The sequence below is a fragment of the Pseudoalteromonas sp. R3 genome (assembly GCF_004014715.1).
Taxonomy (GTDB): Bacteria; Pseudomonadota; Gammaproteobacteria; order Enterobacterales; family Alteromonadaceae; genus Pseudoalteromonas.
Map to the genome: position 1 here is coordinate 1,165,898 of NZ_CP034835.1, position 12,520 is coordinate 1,178,417.

Below are 12,520 nucleotides of genomic sequence, written 5' to 3' on the forward strand. Positions count from 1 at the left end.
AGTAACCAGCCAACGTTTAAAAAACACTCAAACTGAAAGGCCAATACAGAGGCACCCGCTGATTCCGTTCCTTTCTCATTGACGTTACTGTCAATCTGAATCCGTCTAGTTTGGATAAATAAGCTTTGAAGTGGTAAGTTTGTTGGAATGGGTGTCCGAACAAAGCCCCACTGAGATTGGACGATCAATCTTTGAAGTGGATGTCCAAACAAAGCTAGCAGCCGTTCTGCTCCGCAACAATTTAGGGTGGGTGTCCTTGGTTCCTGTTTTTAATGCAGGCTGGTACGTGATTTTTGCTTACTTGATGGGCTCGATTCTTTATAGGTCTTTGTCAATTCGTAAGCTCAAAAGGGAATTTTCACGACTAAACAAGTAACCAGCCAACGTTTAAAAAACACTCAAACTGAAAGGCCAATACAGAGGCACCCAGCTAATTCCGCTCCTCTCTCATCGACGTAACAGCCAATCTGAATCTGCCCAATTTGGGTTAATAAGCTTTGAAGTGGCAAGTTTGTTGGAATGGGTGTCCGAACAAAGCCTTTAGCTTTTAACTGAACAGTTTTATGAACCGAAAAATGTATTTAATATTATTTTTTCTTGTGGGTCAAAATACATAATGATGCAAGTGTCAACATCAATTGAGTACCACTTATCATCTCCATCCTGTATGAATAAGTCACATATATCGATTTTACCGATATATTTAAAAGGTCGACCATCTTCAGTAAGAGGTATTGATATGTTATCTAAACCTTGAGTAGTGGGAAAAGTGTCAAAAATGTCCTCATAGGGAGTGTGAAAATATTCAAAAACTCGCTCTTCATTAACAAGTTTTCTATGCTCTTTCATTTTGCGGTATTGAAGCTTTAATTTTTGAAACTCTTCTTCTAAGTCATTTGATAGATTATTTAAATAACTTTCCACGCCACCAAAAGTTTCTTTGTAGTCACTATGTGTATTGATGTATTTTTTTTGGAAAAAATTAAAATCAGTTAAGAGAGACAGCTTATTATCTATTAACTTGTAAGCTATCCAGTTAGTTCTGCAATAATAATTGTGGAATTTTTTTGTTTCTAAACCCAAACAATCAAATGGCTCCAAAGGCAAAACAAAGTGTAACTTGCCTTGTTCACCTTTTAAAAAGTCTTCCACATCTACAGAGAGTAAAGGTAGTAAGAATTCGGCATGCTCTTCAACTTTTTCATAGAAGACATCTTCAACATTTGGAAAAAATGAATTTTTACTCATATCTATCCTAGAAAGCCAACTGTTTTTTGTCCGCACTTTTTAATTTGCCTTGTTATGTGTACTTTAGCTCTATAATTTCCAGAGCTTCAACTTTAAGGCTAACAGTTTTATTTTTTGCATCTGTAACTTGAGCACAACATTCAGGATCATCAGAGTCAAACCATTCGAGGTGAGTCATAACCTCCATTGCGTTAGCTAACACAACATTTTCGGTTTCGTCCTCATAAACGATGCAAATAGGATATTCTGGAGAGTTTTCCAATGCTCAATTGTCCTTGTACACATAACAATTTATTCTACCCCAACATGTCGGAACGTAAACCGACAAAACGGGCTGTATTACATAACCTTATGATCCCACGGAATAAACTCAAAGTAAACAATCTGTTGCAACTGTCAAAGTCACATCTGTGTCGCATTTGGATAAATTGGGGCGTAATAATGTTATTGGACAACAGCCCTAAAAATGTTTAGGCATCCGGTATCGAACTTACCGGATAAAGCACTTATAAAAACCGCAGGTACCCAACTGGAACCTGTTAATAACCGCAGACCAACCGAAAATAGTGCTGGTTCAATTCAGAAATGAAGGTTTACTAAAGGGTAGTTTTGGAGAAGAAAAAGCTCAGCTCTGACATGGTTAATTCAAGTAATAGTGCGTGTCTACTAAACATACTAAACACAGATTTGTCTACCAAACACACCTTAACTGGGCGTTATAAATAAAAAGATAAGTTCAAGAGGGTAAAGCCACCTGTCACACCGGTGGCTTTTTTGTGGTTAGTCGCTGCCGCGTAGTGAATAGATCACTCGGTTGCGGATCAGCGGGCTGCTTGCATAGATAGCAGACAACACAGATGTGCTTACAATCACCAGCAATGACAGCAGTACGCTGACTATATCCAGCTCTACAAAGTAAGTGCTGTGGTTGCTCAGGTAATAGTAAATCCCAACCAGGCCAAGCAGTGCTATCACGATACCGCTCAGCAGAGGTGTCATCGCATCTTTCAACAGGAGTGAGATGATACGATTTGGCGCGGCACCAATGGCCATGCGCACGCCTAGCTCAAACTTACGCAGTGTCACACTGTAGCTGAACATACCGTACAGACCAATGGCTGCGAGCAGGATAGACAAGACACCCAGCGAAGCTGAGATCCAGGCAAAGATGCGATCCAGTGCCAGTTTCTGGTCATGGATGCTGGTCATGTCATAGGCGTCGTACAGATATACCTGAGAGTGTACCTGCTCTGCCAGCTGGTTGTATTCCAGGACACTGACACGGTTGTTTGGCTTATACTTCACCATAAAGCTGGCCGCCGAGATGCTTGGAATATAAAAGCGCGGGCTGTTTTCCTGTGCAGGTACCTGCATATCTTCAACGATACCCACGATAATGTAAGGGTCTTTTTGACGAGGTAAATACACAGGGCGGTCAAGCACGTTACCACTTGGGTCAATTTGCTCGGCCATAGTGCGGTTGATGATCGCAACCTTCTGGCGATTGGCGACATCTTCTGCGGTAAAGTTACGGCCCTGATGCATTGGCAAACCAATTAAAGGTACGTATTGCTCATCAATGAGTGCCACTCCCGGGCTGATGCGGTCACCACCGCCTTGCTCCGTGGTTACCGCTATGGTCCATTCCATGTTTTTAGTGCGAGCCATAGGTGCATTTGATCCTATGCTGACTTCAGCAACCGACGGATGTGTGGCAATTTTGTCTTTCAGATCCTGTACCAGGCTCATCCATTGCTCACGGGTTTGCAGGTCGACTCCACCTAGTTCCATAGACACATAGGCAACCTGTTCAGATTCAAATCCAAGTGGGCGCTGGATATTGTCTAACGCTTTGCTCAGCACATAGGCATTACAGGTTACCAGCAGGGCGCTGAGGGCTACCTGGCTGGCCATCAGGGTCGTGCGCAGGCTTCTTGAAATTTGCAGGCCGCTGCCTTTACCACTGGTTTGAATGGCACCCGCCAGAGCACGGTACTTGATCTGTTGTGTGGTAATGGTGGCAAACGCAAACGCCAGTAACCAGGCAACCGCAAATGAGAAGACCACAGTTGCCACATTCAGGTGTAGCTCTGCGACGCGCGGAATATGGTTTTGTGCAAAGCTGACCAGCAGATTGTTTGCAATCAAAGTGATCACGACAGAGAAAACCGCCGCGGCTGTCATTACCAGGCCAATTTCAGCCAGAATCGCAGAGAAAATATGACGCTTGTTGGCGCCCAGAGCGGCCTGAATACTGAATTTACGATGGTTATTGGCTGCACGGGCAAGTACCAGGTTGGTCACGTTAACCGCCGCAATCAACAGCAGGATGATCATACCCGCCAGCATCAGTAAGGTTTGAGAGCGGGTATCACCCAAAATGACCGTTTCAAACTTTTCTAAAGTAACGTCAATTTTGCGCGATTCAAAGTAAGCCACACCTGCGTTCTCAGCGCGGAACTTGGCATTAATGGCGTTGCTCAGTACCAGTTCAGCCTGTTTAGGTGACTGATCTGCCTGCAACTTAGCGACCATAAAGATATCGATGAAGAACAGTCCCCAGTCGGTATCGTCTTTTTCACTGACCGGGTTGAAGTCCCATGGCATCCACACCTGTGTTTTATTGTCGACCGACATTAACTGCGGCTCAACGAATTGAGGGCTGGTCACACCAATTACCGAGAACTTAGTGCCTTGAATTTCCAGAGTCTGGCCCAGTACATCCTGGCTGCCGGCATAAAAGTCCTGCCAGAAATCATAGCTGATCACGGCAACCGGGTTGTGGCTGTCTTTACGTTCAGTGTCCTGAAAGCCACGACCCAGCGCATATTCAGCCGCCAGCAATTGCATGAACTCCGGGCCTGTGTATGCCGCTTTGAGTTTGCTTTTGCTCGGGTCGTTTTGCAGTATTTCTTCACCATATTTGATAAAGGTGTGCTGCTCAAAGAGCTCTGCGGAGTTGGCCATTTCGCGCAACCCCGGGTAGTTCTGGGCATTGGCGAATTTAAGCTTGCCATCGTCGGTATGACGCCAGTTACTGATCACCAGTCGTGATTGATCCGGATAGGGCAAAGGTTCGAAGCTCAACAGGTAGTTGAGGTTAAAGATGGACGACAGGGCACCTAAGGTGATCCCTAAGGTCAGCACTATGGTGATAAAATAACCTGGTGCACGCAGCAGGTTATTCAGCGCGTTGCGCAGATTCTTTTTGAATAACATATCACACAGCCTCCGCAACCTGCTCAATGTGCTGCTCAATGAGGCCTTCACTTAAGCGGAATTGCTTGTTGGCGTGATCGGCATACCGAGGGTCGTGCGTAACCAGACAAATTGTCGTGCCATTGTCGTTGAGTGATTTCAGCATCGCCATTACCGCATCACCATTTTTGGAATCCAGGTTACCGGTGGCCTCATCAACCAGTAGCAGAGCTGGTTCACATACCAGTGCCCGGGCAATCGCCACACGCTGTTGTTGACCGCCCGAAAGCTGGTTTGGCTTGTGACCAGCGCGGTTCAGCATATCAACTGTCGCCAGACATTTTTCAACCCGGGTGCGGATCTCTTCGTCGCTATATTGGGTGTTTGCATAATCCAGTGGTAATGCCACATTGTCGTATACACTCAGCTCATCAATCAGGTTAAATGACTGGAAGATAAAGCCGATTTTCTGGTTGCGAATGGCTGCCGCTTCTTTAATCGAAAGGCTGCTGACGTCCATGCCATCGAGCATATAGGTGCCCTCTGAAGGAATGTCCAGCAGACCCAGGATAGACAGCAAGGTTGATTTACCGCAGCCAGAAGGGCCACAGATTGAAACAAACTCACCTTCTTTGATTTCTAAATTCACGCCACGCAGTGCATGGGTTTCCATTTCTTCCGTCGCGTAGACTTTTTTGATCCCGTTAAGGGTGATAATTGACTTGGACATAAAATGCTTCTCCCGGCTCCTAGTTGATGATGCCTATTGTTTTTGATTCTTTAAAACTGGCCATATCCGATAAAATAAAGATGTCGCCCAGTTTGGCTCCTGAGGTAATTTGTAAATAGCGTCCGGCGTCTTCGCCAAACGTGACCTGCGCCCGATAGGCCGCATCGCCACTGTCATCCAGTTTGAACAAGGTTTGTGTCGACTGGGTTCTGACGTTGACCGGACGTTCGATATAAAGGGTATTTTCTAGTGCTTTAGTGAAGATTTTTGCATCGACGCTGAGTTCAGGCCGCGCCGAGCTGGATAGCTCTGCAACAAATGCAACTTCAACCTCAACCATGCCATCCTGTACTTCTGGGGTAATGCGCTGTACTTTCGCAGCAACCTGATCGTTACGAATTTTGACAGTCGCTGCCTGACCAATCTGAACACGTTCAGCCTGCGACTGTGACACTTTGATCAGACCAACCAGGTCATCCTCACTGCCTACCAGCGCCAACTCCTGGCCTGCGATAACACTTTGACCCAGCTCAACCGGTGAGCGCTGCAAAATACCGCTCATGCCCGCTCTGACGGTTAGCCTGTTGACCCGATCCTGGATAGCCTGATGCTGGGCTTTTTGCTGTTCCATCTGACCTTCCTGAATAGCGTAGGCCTGTTCGTGAACCAGTTTGAGCTGCGCCATCCGATTCTCCTGAATATCGATGGACTCTTGTAACTGCTCATATTCAAGTACCGTGGTGTTGTAGCTTAGTCGCGATACTATCCCTTTCTCTACCAGCTCAGTTTCGGCGGTTTTTTTCAGTGCCAGCTTTTTATACTCGGCACGCAGTTCGCTCAGCTTAGAGGATTCGGTGAGTAACTCTCGTTTATTGTCCAGTGCCAGGCGTTTGAGATTGGCTTCTTCTTTTGATAGTGCCATCAAAGAGCGTTCTAACTCTTGCTCCATTTCCGGGTTACTCATCCGTAAGATAACCGAATCCGGGGTGACCCGGGCGCCAGGCTTAAGTACCACTTCGTCAATGGTGGCAGGGTAGCGGGCAGTGATCAGCTTTTGGCTGTTTGATCTCAGTACACCAAAGCCGGTGATTTCAGCTTGCAGCGTGCCCCGTTGCACTTGTGCTGTCACTATGTCGTTGCGTTGGATCTTGCGCTCGCCATCGGGTTTTAAGGCAACCCAGCCCAGGATCGAAACACACAGTAACGCGGCACCTGTCATCAGATACTTTTTATTCGATTGCTTTTTAGCTTTGTGTTTGACTACATCCATCTCTATTCCTTAAATGACGTTCCCGGGCCCTGTCGGGCCCGGCATTACGTTATGCGGTTTGCGCTTTAGTATCGTCAGCTTCCTGGTCCGGGCTGGCATCATCGTCATCATTGGCTTCGTCAATGTTGCGAATGTGCTTGTTCATAAAGCCCAGCACAGCAAATAGTACTGGCAGCGCCGCGAGCAGGATGAGCATTAAGCCAATACCACGACCCGGGCCGGTGCCAATGATTGGTCCGAAGAAGTTTGATACCGCATTCTCACTACGCATAACCGGCTCAAACACATAGTCGGCCAGAGGTCCGGCGAGGAAATCACCCAGCGGAATGGTAAATTGTGCAAACATCCTTCTCAGAGCAAACACACGTCCTTGCATTTTTGGTGGGATACGTGTTTGCCAGATAACCTGGCTACTGCCGTTAATGGTAGGAACACAAAACTGGAACAGGAACAGGCCTATCATAACGACCCAGATCATATTGCTCATACCCATGATGAACAGACAAATGCCCATGGCCAGACCGCCGAACAGAATACCGTTGATCTTGCGTTGCGGACCGCCACTCCATGCCAGGTAGCTGGCACCAACCAGCGAGCCGATACCGCCAACGGATAACACCAGACCTGTCTGCCAGTTTTCGGCAGTGAAGTTCACCATAGGAACAATGGAAATTGTGCCCATACTTACTACGAAGTTAACAAGGCAGAAAAATAATAGCAAATAGACGAGATCTTTTTGCTGGAACAGGTAGTTCCAGGCCACTTTGATCTCCTGCCACATGTTAGATTCTTCTTCTGCGCCCTCATAAGGTTCAGGTTTAGGGATTTTCACCAGTAGCAGGGTGCACAGGGCAAATACAAAGGTCACTAAATCAATGATGAAGATAGTGAACAGATCCACAAAGGCTAGCAGAGCACCCGCTAATAACGGGCCTGCAATCAGTGAGATAGAACCAATCATCTGCATCAGGCCCGATACCCGGCCATAATCCTTACGCTCAATCAGGGTAGTAATGGCTGCGATATTCGCCGGCCCCTGGAAGGCTGTGGCGATGGCAGAGATACCCACACCGATAAAGATGATCCACATGTTCAGCATGTCGAAGTAGAAACACGCAGCTAAGCCAAGCGTGACCAATGCGCTGAGGGTGTCAGCAAAAATCAAAATCAGCTTACGGTCGTAGCGGTCAACCAGCGCACCGATAATGGGAGAAAAAATAATGGCCGGCAGACCGGTTATCACGGCAACCATAGTAAAGCTGGTTACTGAGTCGGTTTCGCCCAGTAGCCAGATACCGACGGCAAAGCTGGTGATCCCTGAGCCCAGTACAGATACCATCTGTCCCAGCCACATAAGGTAGTAGGTTTTCATCCCACTACTGGAGTTTTTGATTGTCTCAAACATGGAAAAATCTCTTCATTATAATTGGTTATAGGTTGCAAGGATCTCTTTTAAACACGCTTCACAATGCTCAGCAAGGCGCGCTATTTTGGCTTCTTCAAACTGATTACTACTGAATTCCCAGCGCACACTCAGTTGGTTCTGCTTGATGTAAACACCCACGGCAAGAGGACGCAGACGCTTGGTTTCTTTATCCAGCCCATAGCCGCCGAAGCCATCTTCACGTTGTAACACGCGCAGATCGGCGACATTGTCATGGCCGAAGTAGTTAAAGAACACCTGAGGTTCAGGGACGGTATTAAAGTGGTCGATTAGCTCCTTATCTTTTGCCAGATAGCGCAGTACGCCATAGCCGATACCGCCGTTAGGAATGGCTCTGAGTTGTTCATTGATATATTTCATGGCACCAACCGGACTGCGGTTGTCGCCATAGCTGAGAAAAGCGGGGTAAATGGTATTGAACCAGCCCACGGTGCGAGACAAGTCGACGTCATCAAACAAAGGTTCACGACCATGACCGAGCAGGTCGATCATCAGACAGTTTGAGTCACACTCACGCATAAAGGCATAGACGATACTGGTCAGCAAAACACTGTCTATTTGTGCGCCCGTTACCTTAGTCACTTCTGTTGTCAGCAAGGTGGTTTCGGCTTCATCGAACTGCACATAAACACTTTGTGAAGAGGCCATGCTGTTGACGCCATCCGGGAAGTCCTTTGGCAAATCGGCGGCATGTTTACGCTCTTCGAGCATCCAGTAATCACGCTGCTTGAGGGCATCTTCCGACTGGCTCCACTGGGTCAGTTTCTCCACCCACTGAGCAAAGGAAGTGCCTTTTTTGGGCAGCTCCAGAGGCTCATCGCGACTGATCTGACGGTAGCAGGTTTCAAAATCATCTATGATGGTATGCCAGCTGCCAATATCCGCCAGCATAAAGTGGCCGATCAGGAACAGCATAGGTTTTTCACCTGGGCTTGCCGGGTACAGGATGGCGCGAAATAGCGGGCCATTGGCCAGGTCCATGGCAGTTGCCGTATCGAATATATGATAGTTAACCTGCTGTGCCAGCGTACGTTCTTGGGTTTCTTCAAGGCTTGCCAGCGTCAGTGGCGCCCTGGCTGGTAGTTCATCACCTATCAGCTGATGCTGACCAGACGCATCTGTGGTCAGGCGCATTCTCAACGTGTCGTGCTGTGCCATCACATGTAACAGAGACTGCTCAATTGCTGAAATATCAAAGTCTTTGTCTCTGGGTAGCAGGAATACACCCAGAGTGTGATATTCCGGATGAGTATGAGACAACTCCAGGAAGTGCTTTTGTGCCGGTGTCATGGCAACCGGGCCAACCACAGGCTCGACCTGACGCAGGATCTGCGTGGTCAATGATGCCTCGGCCAGGGCACGCACGGTTTTGTGCTGGAACACTTGCTTTGGCGTGATTTCGATATCAAACGGTTTGGCTTTGGCAACCAGGCGGATCACCAGTAGTGAGTCACCCCCCAGGCTGAAAAAGTCGTCGTCTATGCCCACTTGCGGCGTTTTAAGAATTTCGCTGTACAAGCGGCACAGCGTGGCCTGCAAGTCATTTTCCGGAGCACAGTAGGGCACTTTACTGCTCATCGCGCTCATGTCTGGTACCGGTAATGCGCGACGGTTCAGTTTACCGTTGGGCGTCAGAGGGATCTGCTTAAGGTATACAAATAAGCTGGGTACCATGTATTCGGGCAGCTTTTTCTTAAGGTGACGAACCAGCTGTTCCTGCTCCAATTCACCTGCGGCACTGCTGTAATAAGCGATGAGTTTTTTATCACTGCCAAATGTGTGCACCTGACAAACCGCTTGCTCTATGTCGTTGTGGCTGTTCAGTGTGCTTTCAATTTCGCCCAGCTCGATACGATAACCGCGCACTTTTACCTGATCATCGGCACGGCCCAGGAAGATGATTTTGCCGCTCGGGTCGTATTTGGCCAGGTCTTTGGTACGGTACAGTCGCAGAGTCTGACCTTTATAGTCATGGCTGATAAATGCCTCGTCAGTCAGGTCATCACGATTGAGATAACCACGGGCAAGACAATCACCAGTGACGTACAGTTCGCCAGGTACGCCAGGCGGTACTGCCTGCATCTGGCTGTCGAGCAGCAACATAGTGACATTTTCAATCGGTTTACCTATGGTCACCGCACCGGTTTCTCCGTCACCACTTTCAATACGGTGGCGTGAACACCATACGGTGGCTTCGGTAGGACCATAAAGGTTCCAGAATGACGAGGATTTAAGCAGCAGGTCTTCTGCCAGCTCAGGCGGGAGTGCTTCACCGCCACAGAGGATCCGCATGTCGCGTTTACCCTGCCAGCCCAGTTCCAGCATCATACGCCAGGTCGACGGGGTGGCCTGCATTACGTCGATATCGTGGCGGTCAATCAATGCGATAAGTTGGGTTGGATCCAGCACTTGCTCTCGTTGTGCCAGTACCACAGTGGCGCCGCTGATCAGGGGCATAAAGATCTCAAGCACCGCAATGTCAAAACAAATAGTGGTGCAGGCCAGCAGCTTTTCGCCTGTGCGCATGCCGGGTGCCTGTTGCATTGCAAACAGGAAGTTACTGACACTGTGATGTGGGATCATCACCCCTTTGGGGTTACCGGTCGAGCCGGATGTGAAAATCACATATGCCAGCAGGTCTAAATCATTGGCCACATCAAAGCTCAGCGCGATATCCGCATCCGGCTGCGGTGCAGCTGCGCTCAACAAGCCATCGGGCGTGATCAGAGTCAGCTGACTATACTGGCTGAATTTCTCACTGAGCGAGTCATTGGTGATCACATATTGTGTCTGAGCATTGTCCAGCATATAGCTGACCCGCTCTTTCGGGTAGTCGGTATCAAGTGGAATATACGCAGCGCCGGTTTTCAAAATCGCCAGCATGGCGACTATCATAGACGCATTACGATGCGTAGCCATGGCCACAAAATCACCCGCACGTACACCTTGCTGATAAAGGTGGTTCGCCAGGGCATTAGCACGGTTTTCTAACGCCTGATAGCTCAGGGTGAGGTCGCCATCGATGATGGCACTGGCGTTGTGAGTACGGTTAACCTGCGCACTGACCAGCTGGTGCAGCGGCTGATGGTCAAAGGTGTGTTGTGGCCCATCCTGCCATTGCTCTGTGATGGTCTGCTGCTGCTCCTGAGAGAGCAATGAAAACTGCTCAATTTTTTGTTCAGGCGCGGCTATCACGCGCTCCAGCAATAATGCAAAGTGACCGGCAAGTCGCTCAATCGACGCCATATCAAACAGATCAGTGTTGAACTCGATAAAGCCACTCAAGGTATCTGACTGACTAAAGTAGAAGGTCAGATCCAGTTTGGACGTTTTGTTCTCCGAGCTCATGGGCGCAAACAGGGGTTGCTGCCCTGATGATGCCGGATTACCCATTGAAGAGGTGGTGTTATCGAGGATCAGCATGACCTGGAAAATAGCGGCGCGGCTTAAATCCCGGGTCGGGTTTAACTCATCCACCAGTTTTTCAAATGACACGTCCTGATTCGCATAAGCATCAAGCAGCGTTTGCTTTTCCAGATCCAGCATCTGAGTGAAACTTAGTTCGGGCTCCACCTGGGTGCGAAACGCCAGAGTGTTGGTAAAAAAGCCCAGTGCCTGCGCCAGGGTGGGTTTTTCACGGTTGGCAATCAGGGTACCGATGGCAAAGTCGCTCTGACGCGTGTATTTGTGCAGTAAAATACGCAGTACACACAGCAACAGGTTATAGGTCGTGATACCACGTTGCTCGCAAAACGCACGCACCCGTGCAGCCAGGTTTTCTGCCAGTGGCAGTGTGCAGGCATCGCCGTTAAAAGTGCGCTCGGCCGGGCGAGGACGGTCGCAATACAGTTCAATCGGTGGAACGGCTTCGAGCTGTTTCAGCCAGTATTGAAGTTTGCTTTTCAGCGCTTCTTCTTGCTCAGGCATACGTTGCCAGCAGGCATAGTCAATATAGCTGGCCTGCGGTTTAGCAGGCTGCTCGCCTTTGCCGGACAGTGCGGCATAGGTTTGGTTGACATAGCGAATAAACAGATTGTGCGACCAGGCGTCAAATCCGATGTGGTGTACATTGACATACCAGATGTAGTGATCGCCGGCGAGCTTGAACAGGCGAGTGCGGAAGATGCCTTCGCGAGTAAGATCGAATGCGCGTTCGCAATCTTCCTCAATTTCTCTGAGCGCGTCCTGTTTGCCTTGCTCAAGAGTACGCTCTGAGAAATCGACAATGGGCAGAACCCGATATTTGTCCTGCGCTTTGAGCTCATCCATGCTCAGGATGACCTGATGTGCTTCGCCCTGGTCTTCGTCAAACCGGCAGCGCAAAATGTCGTGATCTGCCAGGGTTTGCTCAACGGCCTGAGTAAAACTGTCCAGATCCAGCGGTTGTGTGCTCTGGTATAGCTGAGGAATGCTGTATTCCGGGCTCTCTGGTTCGTAGCGAGACAAGAACCAGATCCTTTGTTGTTCATGCGAGAGTGGAAAACGTTGCTGCGCTGCTTTAGCCACGACGGGAATGTCGTTCGCCACCGCTTTGGCTGCTTTGTTTTTTTCCGCAAGTTGTTGCAGTAACTTAGCCCGTTTTTCGGGGCTAAGTGCACTGAGTTTCTGTTGAATATCCATAATGCCTCAT

7 protein-coding genes are annotated in these 12,520 nt (G+C 48.6%); all 7 read right to left on the minus strand.

Annotated features, from left to right (window positions below; translation table 11 throughout):
• Positions 1–561: 561 nt before the first annotated feature.
• The 7 genes from ELR70_RS10150 to ELR70_RS10180 all read right to left on the minus strand — a co-directional run bounded on the left by ELR70_RS10150 (position 562) and on the right by ELR70_RS10180 (position 12,510).
• On the minus strand, positions 562–1,248 hold the full coding sequence (locus ELR70_RS10150) for a hypothetical protein (RefSeq protein WP_054016496.1): 687 nt from the start codon (positions 1,246–1,248) through the stop codon (positions 562–564).
• A 52-nt stretch (positions 1,249–1,300) separates the two neighbouring features.
• On the minus strand, positions 1,301–1,510 hold the full coding sequence (locus ELR70_RS10155) for a hypothetical protein (protein ID WP_054016497.1): 210 nt from the start codon (positions 1,508–1,510) through the stop codon (positions 1,301–1,303).
• Positions 1,511–2,028: 518 nt separating this feature from the next.
• Complete coding sequence (locus ELR70_RS10160; protein WP_054016498.1) at positions 2,029–4,467, minus strand: ABC transporter permease; 2,439 nt, start codon at positions 4,465–4,467, stop codon at positions 2,029–2,031.
• Position 4,468: 1 nt separating this feature from the next.
• The gene (locus tag ELR70_RS10165) at positions 4,469–5,176 is read right to left on the minus strand and encodes an ABC transporter ATP-binding protein (protein ID WP_054016499.1); all 708 of its coding nucleotides are present in this window, start codon (positions 5,174–5,176) and stop codon (positions 4,469–4,471) included.
• Between the two features lie 19 nt (positions 5,177–5,195).
• Positions 5,196–6,446 carry an HlyD family efflux transporter periplasmic adaptor subunit gene (locus ELR70_RS10170; RefSeq protein ID WP_054016500.1) on the minus strand — a complete coding sequence of 417 codons (1,251 nt, stop codon included), beginning with the start codon at positions 6,444–6,446 and terminating at the stop codon, positions 5,196–5,198.
• A gap of 49 nt (positions 6,447–6,495) precedes the next feature.
• Positions 6,496–7,851, minus strand: a complete 1,356-nt coding sequence (locus tag ELR70_RS10175; RefSeq protein WP_054016501.1) for an MFS transporter — start codon at positions 7,849–7,851, stop codon at positions 6,496–6,498.
• Between the two features lie 15 nt (positions 7,852–7,866).
• Entirely contained in the window at positions 7,867–12,510 is a 4,644-nt protein-coding gene (locus ELR70_RS10180; RefSeq protein ID WP_054016502.1) for a non-ribosomal peptide synthetase, read from the minus strand.
• Between the last annotated feature and the right edge of the window lie 10 nt (positions 12,511–12,520).

Excerpts from the sequence above, each read along its gene's own strand:
- ELR70_RS10150 (WP_054016496.1), bottom strand. The coding sequence starts at position 1,248 with ATGAGTAAAAATTCATTTTTTCCAAATGTTGAAGATGTCTTCTATGAA.
- ELR70_RS10160 (WP_054016498.1), bottom strand. The coding sequence starts at position 4,467 with ATGTTATTCAAAAAGAATCTGCGCAACGCGCTGAATAACCTGCTGCGT.
- ELR70_RS10165 (WP_054016499.1), bottom strand. The coding sequence starts at position 5,176 with ATGTCCAAGTCAATTATCACCCTTAACGGGATCAAAAAAGTCTACGCG.
- ELR70_RS10170 (WP_054016500.1), bottom strand. The coding sequence starts at position 6,446 with ATGGATGTAGTCAAACACAAAGCTAAAAAGCAATCGAATAAAAAGTAT.
- ELR70_RS10175 (WP_054016501.1), bottom strand. The coding sequence starts at position 7,851 with ATGTTTGAGACAATCAAAAACTCCAGTAGTGGGATGAAAACCTACTAC.
- ELR70_RS10180 (WP_054016502.1), bottom strand. The coding sequence starts at position 12,510 with ATGGATATTCAACAGAAACTCAGTGCACTTAGCCCCGAAAAACGGGCT.